Below are 19,602 nucleotides of genomic sequence, written 5' to 3'. Positions count from 1 at the left end.
TGAAGGGGACAGCCCGCGAAGGAATACCCGGTAGTGCCGGCCGCTGGCCGGCTCTCATGCGCCCGGACGGAGGTGCGAGGAGCCGGCCGGCGGCCGGCACTACCGGTTTGTCGGGTATTACATGTCGAACCGCACGCTCACGGCGAACGTGCGCGGCAGGCCGGCGCCGGCGTTGGACCAGTACCTGCGGTTGGCCAGGTTCTCGACGCTGGCACGCAGGGTCACCGGATGGCCGGACGCCAGCAGGCGATAGCCGATGCCTGCATTCACCAGCGTGTAGTCGGGCAGCTTCAGAGTGTTGTCGGCGTCGTACCAGACATCGCCGTAGTAGCGCACGGCGGCATAGGTTTCCAAGCCGTCTACCCACGGCAGCTGGTAGGTGGCGTGCAGTACGCCGCTCCAGCGCGCAGCACCGGCGGTACGGTTGCCTTCCTGTGCGGCGCTGCCCGGGGACAGCTTGTCGTAGGTCGGATCCAGCCAGGTGACGCCGCCGCCGACGGTCAGTGCATCGTTGAGGTGCAGGTCAGCACTGGCTTCAATGCCTTCGTACAGCGTGATGCCGTCCTGCACCAGGCGCTTGCCGGCCGGGGTGAGCTCATCGATGTTGGCACCACGTTCCAGCCGGAACGCGGCCACGTTCGCATTCCAACGCGCCGCTTCGACCTTGGCACCGATCTCGTACTGCTTGCTGATGGTGGGATCGAGCACGTCACCGGCGTTGATGTAGCTGTTGCCTACGCGGCTGCCCGCTTCCAGCGACTCGATGTAGCTGGCGTAAAGGGTGACCGCCTCGCTGGGCTTGAACATCACGGCGTAGGTCGGGGTGACCGGGTAGGTGTGGTATCGCCCCTTGGTTTCGAAGTCGTTGTAGCGCCAGCCCGCCAGCACCGACCAGCCGCTGCCGAGGTTCACCGTATCGCTTGCGAACACCGCCTGCTGCACCGTCTCGTCGCCGCGGGTCATCACCCGAGAACCGACGGCGTCGTGGCGGATGGCATGGCGCTGGTACAGGTTGGCGCGCCCGATCAGGTTCCACTCGTAGGGACGGTCCCAGCCCAGCCCGGTCTGGTGGCTGATACCCGCCACCACCTGATGCTGCAGCGGACCGGTGCGGAAGCTGCCCTGCAACATCGCCTGGGCCAGCTTCCACTCGCTCTTGCCACCCAGCTCGTAGACATTGACGTCGTAGTCGCCGTTGAGATCGTCGATGTAGGCGAAGATCTTGTTGACGTCGTTCCATGAAGTGGTGACGCCATAACTCAGGCTGGCCTTCCAGTCGCTGTTGATCTGCCAGTTCAAGCCGGTCGACAGCAGGCTGGAGCGTGTGTCGTAGTAGGTGCCGGGTACGCTGTTGTCGGTATCTCCGGCGATCGGCCGCGGCAACGAGGTCAGGCCACGGAAGTAGTACTGCGGCGATTCCTCGCGCAGCTCGCGCGACTGGAACACGCCATCGAAGGTCCAGGTGAGCGCATCACTCAGGCGCGCATCCAGCGACAGTGCACCCACCTTGCGATCGACATGGCCGCCGTTGAAGGTCTCGCCCTTTTCCTGGAAGGCGTTGAAGCGGTAGCCGAACATCTGCTCGTTGCCGAAGCGGCCGCCAACGTCGATGCCGCCGCTGACGATGCCCTGTTCGCGCCAGCCCAGTTGGGCGGAGAAGGTGGGCGTGTCCGTCGGCTTCTTGGTGATGTAGTTGACGATGCCGCCGGGGGTGCCGAAGCCATACAGGAATCCACCCGGGCCTTTCAGCAGATCGACCTGTTCCATCACTTCCAGCGGCCATTCGGTGCCCCAGGACGAGACCTGCAGGCCATTGACCCGGTAGCTGTCGTAGTTCAGCTCCAGACCGCGGTTGCGGATGGGCGAGCTCCAGCCACTGGCATAGGCGCTGACCTGGGTGCTGACCGAAGGGTCGAGCAGGAAGGCTTCGCCCAGCGAGACCACCTGGCGCTGCTCGATCTGCTCGCGGCCAACGGCGGTGATCGCGAACGGGGTATCGCGCAGCGCACGGTCGCCCAGTGCGCCGGCTTCGGTATGGGTGCGTTCGGCAGTGACTTTCACCGCATCCAGATCGGTGGCGCTACGGCTGCCGGCCGGCGCTTCGGCATGGGCGGTACAGGCGGCGGAAAGGGCGACGGCCAGCAGGGCCAGGCGGGGGGAACGGGAAGGCAGCATCGATGGTGGTCCTCGACGGACGGCCACAGGCCATCCGCCCACAGGTGGGGGAAGGGGTAGTGGCTGGGATCACGCAGGCTGGCCGGAGATGGCAGCGGGGCGCCACAACGGGCGCAGGACCATGGCTGGATGAGAATTGTTCTCTTTTCGTTACGGCGCGTCAAACCCGGAAGCGTGCGGACCAACGGTCCGCACCCACCATCCACACCCACCATCCACATCCACCATCCACATCCACCATCCACATCCACCATCCACATCCACCATCTGCATCCACCATCTGCATCCACGGTAGTGCCGGCCGCTGGCCGGCAGATTGGCTGTATGGAGAACGCCGGCCAGCGGCCGGCTCTACCAGTAGATCCACGCCATGCGTGGATGGCCCTTCTACGCCTGCTGCGCGCGCTTGAGCAGCTTCGCTTCGCGCTTGCGTGCGCGACGTGCCCGCCAGCGCTCGGCCAGGCACGAGAAGATCACATACAGCGCCGGCGTACTGAGCAGGGTCAGGCTCTGCGAGAACAGCAGGCCGCCGATCATCGCGATACCCAGCGGACGACGCAGCTCGGACCCTTCGCCGAGGCCGATCGCCAGCGGAACCGCGGCCAGGATCGCCACCATCGTGGTCATCATGATCGGCCGGAAGCGCACGATGCTGGCCTCGCGCGCCGCTTCGCGTGGTGCCAGCCCATGCTCGCGCTGCGCCACCAGCGCGAAGTCGATCATCATGATCGCGTTCTTCTTGACGATGCCGATCAGCAGCACCAGCGCGATCATCGAGATCACCGACAGTTCGGTGTTGGTGCCGAACAGCGCCAGCAGCGCGCCCACGCCGGCCGCCGGCAGCGTGGACAGGATGGTGACCGGGTGGATCAGGCTCTCGTACAGCATGCCCAGCACCAGGTACACGGTCAGGATCGCCGCGAATACCAGGATCAGCATGTCGCTGGGGTCGGAGTTGAAGCCGAAGCCGGCGTCATCAGCCAGGCGGATGTCGCCCGGCATGCGCATGCCGGCCACGGTGGCGTCGATGATCGCCTTGGCCTCACCCATGCTCACATCCGGCGCCAGGTTGTAGCTCAGGTCCATCGTCGTGTACTGGTTCTCGTGGGTGATCTGCGACGGCGCCAGCCCCGGCATCTGCTTGGCCATCGCCGTGATCGGCACCATCTCGCCATTGCGCGCCCGCACGTACACCTCGTCCAGTGCCGCCGGCGTAGCGGTCTGCGAGGGCAGGGCGTTGACCACCACGCTGTACTGATTGATGTCCGAGTAGATCGTCGAGATCTGGCGCTGGCCGAACGCGCCGTACAGCGCCCCATCGATGGCGCCGACCGAGACGCCCAGGCGCGCGGCCTTGGCGCGGTCGATCTCGATGTTCTGGCGCAGCCCGGCATTGTCGACGTCGGTGCCGACATCGCGCAGCTTCGGGTTCTTCTTCAGCTCCGCCTGCAGCTTGGGCAGCCATTCCTGCAGCGACGCCAGGTCATTGCCCTGCAGCGAGATACGGTACTGCGCACCTTGGCTGGAGCCGCCGCCATCGTTGCTGGGCAGGTCCTGGATCGCGCGCAGGCGCAGCTGCAGGTCGGGGTAACGGTCGGCCTTGGCGCTCAGGCGTGCCAGTGCATGCGCGGTGGTTTCGCGTCGGCCTTCCTTGCGCGATTTCAGCTCGACGTTGAACTGCGCGCTGGAGCCCTGGCGACCGCTGCCCAGGCGCACGCCCACGGTCTTCACCGCCGGGTCGGCCATCAGCATGTCGGTGATGCGGCGCTGGCGGGCGACCATGTCCTCGAAGGAGACGGTGGCGCTGGAATTGGCGCGGCCCCAGATCAGGCCGGTGTCCTGCGGCGGGAACGCGCCCTTCTTCACCGCGCCGAACAGGAAGATGGTGACGCCGATCAGGATCAGCGGAGTGAGCGACATCAGCAACGCGTGGCGCAGCGAGAAGTCGAGGAACACGGTGTAGATGCGCAGCATGCGCTCGTGGCCGGCATCCAGCCAACGGCCGAAGCGCGATGGCGCCGCCTTGTGGTCGTGGGCACTGAGGAAGCGGCTGCACAGTGCCGGGGTCAGCGTCAGCGAGACGACCATCGACACCACGATGGCCGCGACCAGGGTAACGGTGAACTCACGGAAGAACGCACCCATCATGCCGCTGGCGAACAGCAGCGGGATGAACACCGCCACCAGCGAGGCGGTGATCGAGACGATGGTGAATCCGATCTCGCGTGCACCGGTCAGCGCCGCCTGCATGCGTGGCATGCCCTCGTCGAGGTGGCGCATGATGTTCTCGATCACCACGATCGCGTCGTCTACCACGAAGCCGATCGCGATCACCAGCGCCAGCAGGCTCAGGTTGTTCAGGGTGAAACCCATCACGTACATCACCAGCGCGGCACCGGCCAGCGACAGCGGCACGGTCACGGCGGCGATCAGCGTCGGTGCCAGCCGGCGCAGGAACAGCGCCATGGTCAGCACCACCATCGCCAGGCTGATCAGCAGGGTGATCTGCACTTCGTGCAGCGACGAGCGGATGGTCGGCGTACGATCGAAGTACGGCGTCATCGTGGTGCCGGGCTGCAGGTAGTCGCGCAGGGTCGGGATCTGTGCCTTGACCCGGTCCACGGTCTCCACGATGTTGGCGCCGGCGCGGGTGAACACGTACATCACCACCGCCGGCTTGTGGTCGAACCACGCCGCCTGGTAGGCGTCCTGCTGGCCGTCGTAGACGTTGGCGATGTCCTTCAGGCGGATCACCCGGCCATCGCCCTGGGTCTTCACCACCAGCTCGGCAAAATCGGCAGCGCGTGCGACCGAATCGTTGGCGATGATCGCGGTGGTGGTGTTGCCATCGCTGAGGAAGCCGGTGGGTGAGGTCACGTTGGCCGCACGCACCGCGTTGCGCAGGTCATCGGCGGTCAGGCCGAGTGCGTTCATCAGGCGCAGGTTGACGTCCACACGCACCGCCGGCGTCGAGGCACCGGCGATGTCGACCGAGGCCACGCCGCTGATCTGGCGGATGCGCTGCGCCAGCAGCGAATCGGCGACGTTGTACAGCTCGTCGGCCGACTGCGTCTGCGAAGTCAGCGCGATGGCGATCACTGGGTCGTCATTCGGGTTCGCCTTCTGGTACATCGGCGAGCCCATGCCCGAGGGCAGGTCGGCCTGCGCCGAATTGATCGCGGTCTGTACGTCCAGCGCGGCCGAATCGATGTTGTGGCCGCTCTGGAAGATCATGAACACCAGCGAGCTGCCTTCCGAACTCGACGAGCGCATGCGGTCGATGCCGGGCAGCTGGCCGAGGTGGCGTTCCAGCGGTGCGGTGACCGTCGATGCCATGGTCGCTGCGTCGGCACCGGACTGGCTGGCGTGCACGAAGATCACCGGGATCTCGATGTTCGGCAGCGCCGACACGCCCAGCCGCAGGTAGCAGATCAGGCCGACCATGAACAGGCCGATGGCCAGCAGCGCGGTGCCGATCGGACGGCGGATGAAGGGACCGGACAGGTTCATCGTGCGGCCCGCCACGGCAGCGGGGCGTGGATCATGCCTGCGGCTCCTGCAGAGAACCATCGCGCAGTGCGCGCTGTTCACGGCGGCGTGCCAGCCACTCGGAGAAGCGTTCCATGTACAGGTAGATCACCGGCGTGGTGTACAGGGTCACCAGCTGCGACAGCAGCAGGCCGCCGACGATGGCGATGCCCAGCGGGCGGCGCAGCTCCGAACCGATGCCGGTACCCAGCGCCAGCGGCAGCGCGCCGAGCATGGCCGCGGCGGTGGTCATCATGATCGGGCGGAAACGCAGCAGGCAGGCGCGGCGGATCGCTTCGTGCGCGTTGGCACCGGCGCGGCGTGCCTCGATCGCGAAGTCCACCATCATGATGCCGTTCTTCTTGACGATGCCGATCAGCAGCACGATGCCAACGATGCCATCCACCGACAAGCTCAGCCCGCACAGCATCAGCGCCAGCAGCGCGCCAACACCGGCTGGCGGCAGCGTGGAGATGATCGTGATCGGGTGTATGTAGCTCTCGTACAGCACGCCCAGCACGATGTAGATCACCACCAGCGACGCCAGCAGCAGCCACACCACATCGGTCTGGCTGCCGGTGAATTCGGCAGCCTTGCCGATGAACTCGGCATGCAGGTGGGTGGGCATGTCCAGGCTGTCCTTGGTTTCCTGGATCGCCCGCACCGCTTCGGACAGCGAATAGCCCGGTGCCACATTGAACGAGACCGTCACTGCCGGCAGCTGCTGCTGATGGCTGACCAGCAGCGGCGCGCTGCTGACCTTGCCTTCGGCCAGCGCCGACAGCGGGATGATGTTGCCGGCGCCGACGGTGATGCCGGTGTTCTGCGCACCGATGCCGGTAGCGGTCGACGAGTTCGACGAGGTGACCTGGCCGAAGCTGGTGGCATTGGTGCCGGTGAGCGCACCGGCGCCGTTGGACGCTACGGCCAGCTGCTCCATCAGCGCGGTGCTGGTGCGGAACTCCGGCGCCACTTCCAGCACAACGCGATACTGGTTGAGCTCGGTGAAGATGGTCGAGATCTGGCGCTGGCCGAACGCGTCGTAGAGGGTGTCGTCGATGGTCTGCATCGGCACGCCCAGCACGCTGGCCTTGTCGCGGTCGATGTTCAGCTCAAGCGCACGGCCCTGGTTGGACAGGTTGTTGTCGACGTCGGCCAGTTCCGGGCGTTTGCGCAGCGCTTCGGTCAGGCGCGTGGCCTGGGTGGCCACCGTGGCCGAATCCACGTCCGACAGCGAGTACTGGTACTCGGTGGCGGCCACGCGGGTATCCAGGGTCACGTCCTGCACCGGCTTCAGGTACAGCGCGACACCTGGAATGCCGGCGACGGCCTTCTGCAGGCGCGGCAGGATCTTGTCCAGGCCGTCTCGCTCGCCGCGTTCCTTCAGCACGATCGACAGCTGGCCCTGGTTGAGCGTGGGGTTCATGCTGCCTGCGCCGATGAACGCCGACACGCCGGTCACGTCCGGGTCCTGGCGCAGCGCTTCGGCCACCTGCTTGGTGCGCTGCTCCATCTGCGGGAAGGCGATGTTCTGGTCAGCCTGGACCACGCCGGTGATCAGGCCGGTGTCCTGTTCGGGCAGCAGGCCCTTGGGAATCAGCACGTACAGCAGCACGGTCAGCACCAGTGCGCCGCCGGCCACGGCCAGGGTCAGGCGCTGGTGGTCCAGCACCCAGTCCAGGCTGCGCTCGTACAGGCCCACGGTGCGCGTCCACAGGTTCTGCTTGCCGGCCGCCGCCGCACGCTCATGCGCGTCCTCGCCCTCGGGCAGTGCGTCGGGCTTGAGCAGGTAGGCGCACATCATCGGGGTGAGCGTCAGCGAGATCAGCATCGACAGCACCACCGCGATGCTCAGCACCCACGCGAACTCGTGGAACAGGCGGCCGGTAACGCCGGGCATCAGCAGCAGCGGCAGGAACACCGCCACCAGCGAGACCGTCAGCGACAGCACGGTGAAGCCGATCTGGCGTGCACCGATCTCGGCCGCTTCCTTGCCACTCTTGCCCTGCTCGATGTAACGCACGATGTTCTCGATCATCACGATCGCATCGTCGACCACGAAGCCGGTGGCCACCACCAGCGCCATCAGCGACAGGTTGTCCAGCGACATGCCGGCAAAGGCCATCACCGCGAAGGTGCCGGCCAGCGACAGCGGCACCGCCACCGAGGGAATGATCGTGGCCCACAGCCGGCGCAGGAACACGAAGATCACCGCCACCACCAGGCCGATGGTCAGGATCAGGGTGAACTGCACTTCATGCACCGAGGCGCGGATGGTCTCGGTGCGGTCGTTGAAGATCTCCAGGTGCACGTCGGCCGGCAGCACGCCCTGCAGCTGCGGCAGCAGGGCGCGGATGCGCTCGACGGTCTGCACGATGTTGGCGCCGGGCTGGCGACGCACTTCCAGCAGCACCGCCGGCTTGCCATCGGCCCAGGCGGCCAGCTGATCGTTCTCAACGCCATCGATCACCTGGGCTACATCCGACAGGCGCACCGGACGTCCGTTCTTGTAGCTGATGATGGTGTCGCGGTACTCGGCGGCGCTGGACAGCTGGTCGTTGGTGCCGATGCTGTAGGACTGGGTCTTGCCGTTCAACGAACCCTTCGGTGCGTTGACGTTGGCCTGGGTCAGCGCACTGCGCAGCTGCTCCAGGGTCAGGCCCATGTTCGACAGCTGCGCCGGATTGACCTGGATGCGCACGGCCGGGCGCACGTTGCCGGCGATCGAGACCAGGCCCACGCCCTGCACCTGCGACAGGCGCTGGGCGAGGATCGAGTCGGCGTAGTTGTTGACGTCGCGCAGCGGGCGCGTGTCCGAGGTCAGCTTCAAGGTGACGATGGCAGCGTCAGCCGGATTCACCCGGTTGTAGACCGGCTGGTAGGGCAGCGACGAGGGCAGGGTGGCCTGGCGGATCGCCGCCTGCACGTCCTGCGCGGCGATGTCGATGTCGCGGTCCATCGAGAACTGCAGGATGATCGTCGACAACCCGGCCGACGAGTCGGAGGTCATCAGCTCCAGCCCGGAGATCTGCCCGAACTGGCGCTCCAGCGGCGTGGTGACCAGCGAGGCCATGGTGGTGGCGTTGGCACCGGGGTACTGGGTGGTGACCACCAGGCTGGGCGCATCGATTTCCGGCAGCGCCGACACCGGCAGCTTGCGGTAACCCAGGATGCCCAGCAGCAACAGGCCCGCCATCAGCAGCGAGGTGGCGATGGGACGGCGGATGAAGATCGTCGAAAAGCCCACGGACTGATCCTTGCTGGCACTTCAATGTCGGCGCCGGCAGGCTTGCCGGCGCGAGGGAGGTCGGTAGCCTGCGCTCAGCGCGGGCCGCCGCCACGACGGCCACCGCCGCCAGCGTTCTTCTGCTCGGCCGCCTTCAGCTCGGCTTCGGTCGGCACCGCCGGGGTTTCGCCCGGCTTCAGCGCGGTGACCTTGCTGCCCGGCTTCAAGCGGAACTGGCCTTCACTGACCACCCGCTCGCCGCCCTTCAGGCCTTCGGCGATCTGCACCTGGCTGTCGCCCACTTCCACGCCGCTGCGCACGGTCTGCATCTTCACCGTGTTGTCGCCCTGCACCACATAGACGTACTCGCCGTCCGGGCCACGCAGCACCGCCTGGGTCGGAATGACCACGCCGCCGGCAATCGTGCGCAGCTGCATGCGTACGTTGACGAACTGGCCCGGCCACAGGCCGTTGTCGGTGTTGTCGAAGATCGCGCGCGCCTTGAACGTGCCGCTGTCGGCGCTGATCAGGTTGTCGACCACGTCGAGCTTGCCGTCGCCGGACAGCACATGCGAATCGGCGCGGTCCAGTGCCGCGACAGGTACCGCACCGGCGGCCTGCGCCTGACGCACGTCGCCGAGCTGGCGCTCGGGCAGGTTGAACAGCACGTGGATCGGATGGATCTGGGTCAGCGTGACCAGCGCGGTGCCGGCGTTGACCACGTTGCCGGCGTCGACCGCGCGGATGCCGGCGATGCCGGTGATCGGCGCGGTGACCTTGGTGTACTGCAGCTGCACCTGCGCCGAGCGCATGCTGGCCTCGTTCGCCGCGACTGCGCTTTCGTACTGTGCCACTTGGTTTCGCTGTGTATCCAGATCGGTCTTGGCGACGAACTGGCGATACTCCGGCGCGTTCGAGCGCTGGTAGTTGGAACGCGCGGTGGCCAGCAGCGCCTCGTTCTGGCGCTTGGATGCCACCGCCTGGTCGTAGCTGGCCTGGGCGGTGCGCGGGTCGATCACCGCCAGCACATCGCCCTTCTTCACTTCCTGGCCTTCGCGGAAATTCAGGCTCATCAGCTGGCCGCCAACCTGCGGGCTGACGGTGACGGTGTTCATTGCGGTCACCGTACCCAGCGCGCTGGCATAGACCGGCACGTCCTGGCGTGCCGCATCCACCACGGTCACCGGCACCGGGCCGGCATCCGGGTCTTCACCGCCCTGGCGCGCAGCTGCCGCCGGGCCACCGGCCTTGTCCTTGCCCCCGCCGAGTACGCGCAGGCCGACCACGGCCAGCACCAGTACCGCCACGACCAGCAGCACGATCTTCCAAACACGTGACATTCAAGGACTCCAAGGGGGCTGGACGGGGCGGCGCCCCGGTTGGCAATGCGCAAAGCATACCTGTGCCACATCACGTTTCCTGCATGACGGATGGGACGGGCGCTAAGACCGGATCCGGCCGCGGAGGTTCCCGTGACGGCGGTGTTGCCCTACATTCAGCTGGAACCCCCTGCCGTGGAGATCGTGATGCGCCGTTCGTTGCTGCTGTCCGCCCTGCTGCTGGCCTTGCCGGCCCTCGCCCACGCCCAGGACGCGCAGCGCCCGGAAGTGACCGCCGCCGCCCAGCGGCTGCAGGCCAAGGTGGTGGAGTGGCGGCGCGACTTCCACCAGCACCCGGAGCTGTCCAACCGTGAGGTGCGCACCTCGGCCGAGGTCGCCAAGCGCCTGCGTGCGATGGGCCTGAAGCCGAAGACCGGCATCGCCCACCACGGCGTGGTGGCGATCATTGAAGGTGGCAAGCCCGGGCCGAAGATCGCCCTGCGTGCGGACATGGACGCGCTGCCGGTGACCGAACAGACCGGCCTGCCGTTCGCCTCCAAGGCCACCGACCAGTACCGCGGGCAGACCGTTGGCGTGATGCATGCCTGTGGCCATGATGCGCACACCGCCACCCTGCTCGGCGTGGCCGAAGCGTTGGTGTCGATGAAGAAAGACCTGCCGGGCCAGGTGATGCTGATCTTCCAGCCGGCCGAGGAAGGCGCGCCGCCGCCGGAAGAGGGTGGTGCTGCCCTGATGCTGAAGGAAGGCCTGTTCGCCGACTTCAAGCCGGAAGCCGTGTTCGGCCTGCACGTCTTCTCCAGCGTGCAGGCTGGGCAGATCGCCGTGCGTGGTGGCCCGTTGATGGCGGCTTCGGATCGTTTCGGGATTAAGGTGATCGGTCGGCAGACGCATGGCTCGGCGCCGTGGAATGGTGTTGATCCGATCGTGGCCACCGCCGACCTGGTCGGCACCGCGCAGACCATCGTCAGCCGCCGCGCCAACCTGTCCAAGCAGCCGGCGGTACTGACCTTCGGCGCGATCAACGGCGGCATCCGCTACAACATCATTCCCGATGAAGTGGAGATGGTCGGCACCATCCGCACCTTCGATGAAGGCATGCGCCAGCAGATCTTCGCCGACCTGCGCAACGTGGCCGAGCACACTGCCGCCGCGCACGGTGCCAAGGCGGTGACCGACATCTACGAGTCTGAAGGCAACCCGGCCACGGTGAACGACCCGGCGCTGACCGCGAAGATGCTGCCGAGCCTGCAGGCGGTGGTGGGCAAGGACAACGTGTACGAGCCGCCGCTGCAGATGGGCGCGGAGGATTTCTCGCTGTACGCGAAGGAAGTGCCGGGGATGTTCTTCTTCGTCGGTTCGACCAGCGTGGGCATCGATCCGGCGACGGCACCGGCGAACCATTCACCGAAGTTCCTGTTGGACGAGAAGGCGTTGGATGTCGGGTTGCGGGCGTTGCTGCAGGTGAGCCTGGATTACTTGAACGGTGCCGGCACTCCTGCGGGGTGAGGGTTTCCGGCAGGGCTTGCAGCCCTGCACCCGCCGAAGCAACGGCAACGTCAGCGGCAAAAGCGGTGCTGGATTTCTGCTGGTTGGGCAGGGCGGTGTGGGCCTGCAGGACACGCCGTAAACCCGTCCATGGGGGCTCGATGGCGCCATCCATGGCGCCAACGGTCCTGCAGGCCCACATCGCCCCGCCCCCGACAGGTTCACGCGGCTGTTGGTGCCCGCTGCTGTTGGTGGGTGCCGACCGTTGGTCGGCACGGCGGACGTCATGAATGTCTGAAGCGTCTGCTTTTGATTTTGATTTTTCTGATCTTTCCCGTGGTGGCGCGGGAAATTGTCCGTGGCCGGGAGGGTGGGTTGGCTGGGGGCGTGAGCCGCATGGGCCCGAGGCGTGCCTCGGGCGGGTTGGGCAGGACGCCCAACCCCGGTCTTGCCGTGTGCGCAGGAAAGCGCACACGAGCAAGCGGCGACCGAGCTTACATGGACGTACTTGCAGCGGCCCCCAGCCAACCCACCCTCCCGGCCGATCCCGAGATCGTGCCCTGAACCACCACGGAGGGGCTCCGCCGTTGGCCGAGCAGGCCGAAGGCCCGCCTTCCGCGCGATACAATAAGCAGCATGAATACCCCCCAGGATTCCAGCCTCGGTCGCGAGGTCAGTTACCCGTCGCAGTACGATCCCGGCCTGCTGTTTCCCATCCCGCGCAGCGGTGCCCGCGCCGAGATCGGCCTCGATGACGCCGCGCTGCCGTTCGTCGGCCATGACCGCTGGCATGCCTTCGAGCTGAGCTGGCTCGACCCGCGTGGCAAGCCGCAGGTCGCCGTCGCTACCGTGCAGGTGCCGTGCACCTCGCCGCGGCTGATCGAATCGAAGTCGTTCAAGCTGTACCTCAACTCCCTCAACAGCACCCGCATCGACAGCGCCGAAGCACTGCGCGAACGCCTGGTGACCGATCTGTCGGCGTGTGCCGGTGCGCCGGTCCAGGTCGCGTTCGGTTTGCCGGGCCTGCGCGAGACGCCGCTGGGCGAATCCATCGACGGGCTGGAGGTGGACATCGACTGCTACGGCCCGCCGCAGGCGGACTTCCTTGCGGCTGATACCAGCCAGGTGGTGGAGGAGACGCTGGTCTCGGCACTGCTGAAGTCGAACTGCCCGGTGACCGGCCAGCCGGACTGGGCCACGGTCAGCCTGCGTTACTGCGGGCCGAAGATCGATCGCGCGGGCCTGCTGCGCTATCTGGTCAGCTACCGCGAACACGCCGAGTTCCACGAGCAGTGCGTTGAGCGGATCTTCAGCGAAGTGTCCGCGCGCTGCCAGCCGCAATGGCTGGAGGTGGAGGCCCGCTATACCCGTCGTGGTGGCCTGGACATCAACCCCTGGCGCGCCAGCCCTGGCATCGCCGCCCCGGCTGCGACCTACCGCGAACTGCGCCAGTAACCGCCGCAGGCGGTTACGGGTAGTGCCGGCCGCTGGCCGGCAACCGCGTGGAACCCGCGTGCAGGCCAAGCCGGCCAGCGGCCGGCACTACCGTGGTGCCGCTCTGTCACAGGTAGCGCCGGGCCATGCCCGGCGAGCGCAGCGGCCAGAGCCAAAGCCGCCGGGCATGGCCCGGCGCTACCGCTTGAGACCCGATTGTTCAGCCGTCCCGGGGGCGGCTTCACATCTGCACCATCCCCATTTAACAACCTCCATGGCACCGTGCGAACCACGTAGTCATGCAGACGGGAGTTGTGGATGAGTACCGAGAAGAAAGCCGATTTCTCCGGCGTCAGTGGCAGTGTCGACAGTACCGCCGAGCAGGTGCCGAAGGCGGACTTCTCTGGCGTCAGCGCTTCGGTGGACAGCACCGCAGACGTCGTCAGCGGCGGCACCTACACCGTGCAGAAGGGTGACTCGTTGTCGAAGATCGCCAAGCAGCATCTGGGCGACGCCAATGCCTGGAAGAAGATCTTCGAAGCCAATCGCGATGTGCTTGACGACCCGGACAAGATCTTCCCGGGCCAGACCCTGAAACTGCCGCCGAAGTAAGCCGGCCGAATGCCGTCCGACAATCCCTGGGAGGAACCCCGAATGATCAAGACCACCCCGCTCCAGACCGCCCTGATCGCCGCCCTGCTGGGCAGCGTTGCCTTGGTTGGTTGCAAGAAGAAAGAAGAGTCGACCGACAGCAATGCCGCGCCCGCCGCAACCGCTCCGGCCGAGCCGGCACCGGCGCCGATGACCGGCGCACCGCCGCCGATGGCTGAGGCCGCTGCTGTCAGCGTCTCGGCGGTCACCGTGGGCAAGACCGCTGCCGCCGACAAGTCGGTTGCAACGGCGGCACTGTTCGCTCCGAAGGATGACGTCATCGTCTCGGTCAAGACCGACGGTGCCGCCAACAACGTGAATGTCGGCGCCAAGCTGACCTTCCAGGACGGCCAAGTGGCCGGCGAACAGAACGCGACCCTGAACACCAGCGGTGCGGAAACCACCAACGTCACCTTCAAGAATGCAAAGGGCTGGCCGGCCGGCAAGTACCGCGCCGAAGTCACCGTCGATGGCAAGGCGGCCGGAACGCCGCAGGAGTTCGAGGTCAAGTAAGTCCTGCCGACTCTCTCCCGGCAGGGCTCACGATGGACGCAGCCGCGAGGCTGCGTCTTTTTTTTGCGCGATGGCGGAGTCTCATCCACGCGTGGCGTGGATCTACTGAAACGGCGGGTTCTTTCTCATCCACGCATGACGTGGGTCTGATGGGAACGCATCATCGCCGCACAAGCCCGGCCGAACGAATCACTGCGTTGCAGTACCGGCGCGTATGGCGCGGCTTTGCCCCGCGCGGCTGAAAACGCGACAATGCAGGGGTTTCCCCGCCGCGCGCCCACCCTGACGGCGGCGGGGGAAGTGACACGGTTGCACGTGGCCCGGCGCTGGCGCCGGCCTTCCCCTGAGCATTGCTACAGAGTCCAAGTCCCCCATGTCCAAGATCCTCTACACGCTGACCGACGAAGCACCGTTCCTGGCCACCCAGTCGCTGCTGCCGATCGTCGACGCCTATACCTCCACCGCCGGCATCGCGGTGGAAACCCGTGACATCTCGCTGTCCGGCCGCATCCTGTCGCTGTTCCCGGAACTGCTGAGCGACGCGCAGAAGGTCAGCGACGACCTGGCCGAGCTGGGCCAGCTGGCGACCACCCCGGACGCCAACATCATCAAGCTGCCGAACATCTCCGCCTCGGTGCCGCAGCTGAAGGCGGCCATCAAGGAACTGCAGGACCAGGGCTATCCGCTGCCGGATTACCCGGAAACCCCGGCTGACGACCAGCAGCGCGACTACAAGGCGCGCTATGACAAGGTCAAGGGCAGCGCGGTGAACCCGGTGCTGCGCGAAGGCAACTCCGACCGCCGCGCACCGCTGTCGGTGAAGAACTATGCGCGCAAGCACCCGCACCGCATGGGCGCCTGGGCGTCGGATTCGAAGTCGCACGTCGCGCACATGGCCGCCGGTGATTTCTACGGCAGCGAAAAGTCGGCCACCCTGGCCAACGCCGGTGCGCTGAAGATCACCTTCCACGGCAAGGACGGCAGCACCGTCGTGCTGAAGGAAAAGACCGCGGTGAAGGCGGGCGAGATCGTCGACGCCGCCGTCATGAGCCGCAAGGCACTGGCCGCCTTCATCGGCGAGCAGATCGCCGATGCAAAGGCCCAGGGCGTGCTGTTCTCGCTGCACCTGAAGGCGACCATGATGAAGGTCTCCGACCCGATCATGTTCGGCGTGGCGGTCAACGAGTTCTACAAGGACGTGCTGGCCAAGCACGCCGACGCGCTGAAGCAGGCCGGTTTCGATGCGAACAACGGCATCGGTGACCTGGCCGCACGCCTGCCGTCGCTGCCGGAAGCCACCCGCGCTGCGATCGAAGCCGACCTCGCCGCCGAGTACGCACAGCGTCCGGGCGTGGCCATGGTCAACTCGGACAAGGGCATCACCAACCTGCACGTGCCGAGCGACGTGATCGTCGACGCCTCGATGCCGGCGATGATCCGCGACTCCGGCAAGATGTGGAACGCCGAAGGCAAGCTGCAGGACACCAAGGCGGTCATTCCCGATCGCTGCTACGCCGGCGTGTACCAGGCCGTCATCGACGACTGCAAGGCGCACGGTGCGTTCAATCCGGCCACCATGGGCTCGGTGCCGAACGTCGGCCTGATGGCACAGAAGGCCGAAGAGTACGGCTCGCACGACAAGACCTTCCAGATCGCCGCCGACGGCGTGGTCAAGGTCACCGATGATGCCGGCACCGTGGTGTTCGAGCACGCCGTGGAAGCCGGTGACATCTGGCGCATGTGCCAGACCAAGGACGCGCCGATCCAGGACTGGGTCAAGCTGGCCGTCGAACGCGCCCGCCTGAGCAGCACCCCGGCCGTGTTCTGGCTGGATGCCGCCCGCGCCCACGACGCGCAGGTCATCGCAAAGGTCGAGCAGTACCTGAAGGACCACGACACCAGCGGCCTGGATATCCGCATCCTGCCGCCGGTGGAAGCCACCGCGTTCTCGCTGGACCGTATCCGCAAGGGCGAGGACACCATCTCGGTGACCGGCAACGTGCTGCGTGACTACCTGACCGACCTGTTCCCGATCATGGAACTGGGCACCAGCGCCAAGATGCTGTCGATCGTGCCGCTGATGGCCGGTGGCGGCCTGTTCGAGACCGGCGCCGGTGGTTCGGCCCCGAAGCACGTGCAGCAGTTCGTTGAAGAGGACTACCTGCGCTGGGATTCGCTGGGTGAGTTCCTGGCCCTGGCCGCGTCGCTGGAACACCTGGGCAACCGCTACGACAACGCTGCCGCCCGCGTGCTGGCCAAGGCGCTGGATGAAGCCAACGGCCAGTTCCTGGACAACGACAAGTCGCCGTCGCGCAAGCTGGGTGGCATCGACAACCGCGGCAGCCACTTCTACATCGCGCTGTACTGGGCGCAGGCCCTGGCCGCGCAGGACGAAGACGCCGCACTGAAGGCCCGCTTCGCCCCGCTGGCCAAGGCGCTGACCGACAACGAGCAGAAGATCGTTGACGAGCTGATCGCGGTGCAGGGCAAGGCCGTGGACATCGGCGGCTACTACCGCCCGGACGTGGCCAAGGCCGCGGCCGCAATGCGCCCGAGTGCGACCTTCAACGCCGCACTGGAGCAGCTGCGCGGCTGATCCATCGCCGCTCGGCCGTGACACAGGAACCCGCGCTTCGGCGCGGGTTTTTTTGCGGGCCGCGGTGGGCTCTGGGGTCGGATCCCTCTGCACCGCAGAGGGCTCTGACCCCAGCCGGAAAGCGTGACATCCATCGGCTGTCGGAATGCCGTCAAAGGGGCATGAAACTTGCCCACGATAGCCGTCGCAGAACCGATAAGAGTGAATCTGCAAGCGCCCTCGATCTGAGCAGTCGATCACGACGGCCGCCGTTGGCGATGCCCTAGCCTTGGCGACGCGAGACCACCGGGGAGGTGGTCGCACGGGGAACACCGATGGCACGCGTGCTGGTAGTGGGAACCGACATCCAGGGTGAGCACGCCCTGTTGCAGCGGCTGCGGTTGGCCTCGGCCTTGCCCGATGGCCAGATCCGCCGCAGCCAGGACCTGGACGACTGTGACCTGCTGGTCATCCGCGATACCCCGGCGCTGCGCAATGCGGCCCAGCGCATGCGCCAGCAACGCCCGCGCCTGCAGTGCTGGATCGAGGACCTGGGTGGCCAGCTGCGTGACGGCGATGGCCACCAGGATGTACTTGATGACGGTGCCATCGGCCGCGCATTGCGCGGCATGCAGTTGGCAGTGGAGCCCCTGGCCATGCACGCACCTGCACCGATCCGCCTGGCCGATGGCGCGCATGCCATCACCCGCCTGCTGCGCGAACGCTTGCCGCTGCGGCAGGGACAGGCCTTGCTCGGCGATGCCGGCGAGCCCTTGCTGCTGATGGATCTGGAACACGACCAGGCGGTGCTGCTGCAGGAGCCGGCGGCCGCCCTCGTGGAACGTCTTGCCGATGGCTTCGAACGCCTGCAGCTGGATGCGTTGACGCCGGCGCGCCTGCAGGCGCTGGCCGGCGAGCGGCCGCGCCAACCGCTGCGGCCGCTGTTGTGGCAATGGGCGCAGCGCAGCCGCCATTGGCAGGTGCTGGATGAACGCCTGCGCAGCGCGTCGGTGAAGCTGCTGCGCTGGCCGGATTTCCGCGTGCTGGGGCACGACCACGATGGCTTCCGCCTGTGCTCGTTGCTGCTCAAGCGCGCGTGCACGGTTGAAGAGTGCGCGATGCTGCTCGAGCTGCCGGCTGCGGCGGTGCGCGATTTCATCCATGCCGCCTACCTGTGCGGCTATGCACAGCTGCAGCTGGCGCCGGCCGCACCGGTAATGTCGATGCGCAGCAACGGAACCGATAGCGGCCTGTTGGCCCGCTTGTGGCGGCACCTGCGCGGGGGCGAGCGCAATGCGTGAGCACAAGGTGGTGGTGCTGGGCGGGATGGGCAGCGGCAAGTCGACCCTGGTGCGCAGTATTGCCGCCGGTGCGGTGATCGACACCGACGTTGCCAACAGTGACCGTATGGGTGCGGACAAGGCCTCGACCACCGTAGCGCTGGACTATGCCGATATCGACCTGCCCAACGGCGAGCGCCTGCGACTGTACGGAACGCCTGGGCAGCAACGTTTTGATTTCCTGTGGCCGATCCTGTTGCAGGGCGCGCGTGGTGCGGTGCTGCTGCTGGATGCGCGCCGCGCGGGCGTGGCGGCCGAGCTGGACGCCTACCTGCAGGTGCTGCGGCCCTTCGCAGGTGGGCTGGCGCTGGTGGTGGCAGTGACTCACCTCGACCAGATGCCGGATGCGTTGCTGGACGATTGGAGTGCCCGCGCCAGCCTGGACGACCAACCGCTGCCGCTGCTGGCGGTGGATGCCCGCGACCGCGAACAGGGATTGCTGCTGATGGATGTGCTGATGAGCGAAATGGAAGCGCACGCGCTGGTGGTTGCGCATGGCTGACGGGCAGGCGGCGGTACTGCCTGATGCCGGCCAGCGAGAGCGCCTGCAGCCCTTGCTGCAGGATCTGCTGCAGCGTGTTGAAGGCGTGCGCACGGTCGTGCTGGCCAGCGTCGATGGTTTTGCGCTGGTGAGTGCCGGTGCCGAAGGGCGCGGCGAGCGGCTGGCGGCGATGACCAGCGCGATGCTGGCGCTGGCCGCGGCAGTTGGCCGCGAACTGCTGCTGGGCGATCTGCAGACGCTGATGCTGGAAGCGGCGGGCGGCAAGGTGCTGATGCTGGCGATCCAGGCTGAAGGGCGCGCACCGCTGCTGCTGATGGCGGCCTGCGACCAGCGCAGCGTGATCGGCCAGGTGCTGTGGCAGAGCAGGGAATGTGGCCAGGCGATCCTGGCCGAACTCGGCGGATCGTGAGCCCGGCCGCAGGGGAACGAGGGGCTCGAACCAACATCGACAAGGGGTACGACGTGGCTGGATTGAATGAATCGTTGAACGCACTGATGGGCATCGACGGCGCGCAGGCAGTAGCGTTGGTCGACTACGAGAGCGGCATGCTGCTGGGCGAGGCCGGTGCCGGCATGGACATGGAAGTGGCCGCCGCCGGCAACACCGAAGTGATCCGCGCCAAGATGAAGACCGCCGCGTCGCTGAACCTCAACGACAGCATCGAGGACATCCTGATCTCGCTGGGCAAGGCGTACCACATCATGCGTCCGGTGGCGAAGAAGCAGGGCCTGTTCTTCTACATCGTGCTGGACCGGACCAAATCCAACCTGGCGCTGGCCCGGCGCAAGGTGCAGGACGTGGAGGCCGAACTGGCGATCTGAGCCGGTAGTGC

13 protein-coding genes are annotated in these 19,602 nt (G+C 66.7%); 9 read left to right on the top strand and 4 right to left on the bottom strand.

Going from position 1 to position 19,602, the window contains the following annotated elements; all coding sequences use genetic code 11:
* Positions 1–117 precede the first annotated feature (117 nt).
* The 4 genes from AC0Z6F_RS13245 to AC0Z6F_RS13230 form a co-directional block, all read right to left on the bottom strand.
* Positions 118–2,175, bottom strand: a complete 2,058-nt coding sequence (locus AC0Z6F_RS13245) for a TonB-dependent siderophore receptor (RefSeq protein ID WP_485618030.1) — start codon at positions 2,173–2,175, stop codon at positions 118–120.
* 387 nt (positions 2,176–2,562) lie between these two features.
* Positions 2,563–5,685 (bottom strand): efflux RND transporter permease subunit, encoded by a 3,123-nt coding sequence (locus AC0Z6F_RS13240; RefSeq protein WP_485618032.1) that lies wholly within the window; start codon positions 5,683–5,685, stop codon positions 2,563–2,565.
* A 31-nt stretch (positions 5,686–5,716) separates the two neighbouring features.
* Entirely contained in the window at positions 5,717–8,950 is a 3,234-nt protein-coding gene (locus AC0Z6F_RS13235; protein WP_006398468.1) for an efflux RND transporter permease subunit, read from the bottom strand.
* A gap of 74 nt (positions 8,951–9,024) precedes the next feature.
* Complete coding sequence (locus AC0Z6F_RS13230) at positions 9,025–10,269, bottom strand: efflux RND transporter periplasmic adaptor subunit (protein WP_006398429.1); 1,245 nt, start codon at positions 10,267–10,269, stop codon at positions 9,025–9,027.
* Positions 10,270–10,455: 186 nt separating this feature from the next.
* On the opposite strand from AC0Z6F_RS13230, the gene AC0Z6F_RS13225 reads away from it, so the two are divergent.
* The 9 genes from AC0Z6F_RS13225 to AC0Z6F_RS13185 all read left to right on the top strand — a co-directional run bounded on the left by AC0Z6F_RS13225 (position 10,456) and on the right by AC0Z6F_RS13185 (position 19,591).
* Positions 10,456–11,775 carry a M20 family metallopeptidase gene (locus AC0Z6F_RS13225; protein ID WP_032973396.1) on the top strand — a complete coding sequence of 440 codons (1,320 nt, stop codon included), beginning with the start codon at positions 10,456–10,458 and terminating at the stop codon, positions 11,773–11,775.
* A 615-nt stretch (positions 11,776–12,390) separates the two neighbouring features.
* Positions 12,391–13,209 carry an NADPH-dependent 7-cyano-7-deazaguanine reductase QueF gene (gene queF, locus AC0Z6F_RS13220; protein WP_032973391.1) on the top strand — a complete coding sequence of 273 codons (819 nt, stop codon included), beginning with the start codon at positions 12,391–12,393 and terminating at the stop codon, positions 13,207–13,209.
* Between the two features lie 297 nt (positions 13,210–13,506).
* Positions 13,507–13,800, top strand: coding sequence for a LysM peptidoglycan-binding domain-containing protein (locus AC0Z6F_RS13215; protein WP_005419771.1), 294 nt, complete (start codon positions 13,507–13,509; stop codon positions 13,798–13,800).
* A gap of 42 nt (positions 13,801–13,842) precedes the next feature.
* Positions 13,843–14,352 (top strand): hypothetical protein, encoded by a 510-nt coding sequence (locus AC0Z6F_RS13210; protein WP_006398268.1) that lies wholly within the window; start codon positions 13,843–13,845, stop codon positions 14,350–14,352.
* Between the two features lie 373 nt (positions 14,353–14,725).
* Positions 14,726–16,948, top strand: a complete 2,223-nt coding sequence (locus tag AC0Z6F_RS13205; protein WP_006398194.1) for an NADP-dependent isocitrate dehydrogenase — start codon at positions 14,726–14,728, stop codon at positions 16,946–16,948.
* Positions 16,949–17,262: 314 nt separating this feature from the next.
* Positions 17,263–18,228, top strand: a complete 966-nt coding sequence (locus tag AC0Z6F_RS13200; RefSeq protein WP_012512294.1) for a hypothetical protein — start codon at positions 17,263–17,265, stop codon at positions 18,226–18,228.
* On the top strand, positions 18,221–18,769 hold the full coding sequence (locus AC0Z6F_RS13195; RefSeq protein ID WP_006398059.1) for a GTP-binding protein: 549 nt from the start codon (positions 18,221–18,223) through the stop codon (positions 18,767–18,769). The genes AC0Z6F_RS13200 and AC0Z6F_RS13195 overlap by 8 nt, the downstream gene beginning before the upstream one ends.
* On the top strand, positions 18,762–19,178 hold the full coding sequence (locus AC0Z6F_RS13190) for a roadblock/LC7 domain-containing protein (RefSeq protein WP_006398057.1): 417 nt from the start codon (positions 18,762–18,764) through the stop codon (positions 19,176–19,178). The genes AC0Z6F_RS13195 and AC0Z6F_RS13190 overlap by 8 nt, the downstream gene beginning before the upstream one ends.
* 53 nt (positions 19,179–19,231) lie before the next feature.
* The gene (locus AC0Z6F_RS13185; RefSeq protein WP_012512293.1) at positions 19,232–19,591 is read left to right on the top strand and encodes a hypothetical protein; all 360 of its coding nucleotides are present in this window, start codon (positions 19,232–19,234) and stop codon (positions 19,589–19,591) included.
* Positions 19,592–19,602 lie beyond the last annotated feature (11 nt).

Source organism: Stenotrophomonas sp. 1L-E-5-B-C3 (genome assembly GCF_057292075.1).
This window is presented reverse-complemented; position numbering and strand designations above follow the sequence as displayed.

Bases quoted from the DNA above. Each gene is read 5' to 3' on its own strand.
- AC0Z6F_RS13245 (WP_485618030.1), bottom strand. From the start codon at position 2,175: ATGCTGCCTTCCCGTTCCCCCCGCCTGGCCCTGCTGGCCGTCGCCCTT.
- AC0Z6F_RS13240 (WP_485618032.1), bottom strand. From the start codon at position 5,685: ATGAACCTGTCCGGTCCCTTCATCCGCCGTCCGATCGGCACCGCGCTG.
- AC0Z6F_RS13230 (WP_006398429.1), bottom strand. From the start codon at position 10,269: ATGTCACGTGTTTGGAAGATCGTGCTGCTGGTCGTGGCGGTACTGGTG.
- AC0Z6F_RS13225 (WP_032973396.1), top strand. From the start codon at position 10,456: ATGCGCCGTTCGTTGCTGCTGTCCGCCCTGCTGCTGGCCTTGCCGGCC.
- queF (WP_032973391.1), top strand. From the start codon at position 12,391: ATGAATACCCCCCAGGATTCCAGCCTCGGTCGCGAGGTCAGTTACCCG.
- AC0Z6F_RS13215 (WP_005419771.1), top strand. From the start codon at position 13,507: ATGAGTACCGAGAAGAAAGCCGATTTCTCCGGCGTCAGTGGCAGTGTC.
- AC0Z6F_RS13210 (WP_006398268.1), top strand. From the start codon at position 13,843: ATGATCAAGACCACCCCGCTCCAGACCGCCCTGATCGCCGCCCTGCTG.
- AC0Z6F_RS13205 (WP_006398194.1), top strand. From the start codon at position 14,726: ATGTCCAAGATCCTCTACACGCTGACCGACGAAGCACCGTTCCTGGCC.
- AC0Z6F_RS13200 (WP_012512294.1), top strand. From the start codon at position 17,263: ATGGCACGCGTGCTGGTAGTGGGAACCGACATCCAGGGTGAGCACGCC.
- AC0Z6F_RS13195 (WP_006398059.1), top strand. From the start codon at position 18,221: ATGCGTGAGCACAAGGTGGTGGTGCTGGGCGGGATGGGCAGCGGCAAG.
- AC0Z6F_RS13190 (WP_006398057.1), top strand. From the start codon at position 18,762: ATGGCTGACGGGCAGGCGGCGGTACTGCCTGATGCCGGCCAGCGAGAG.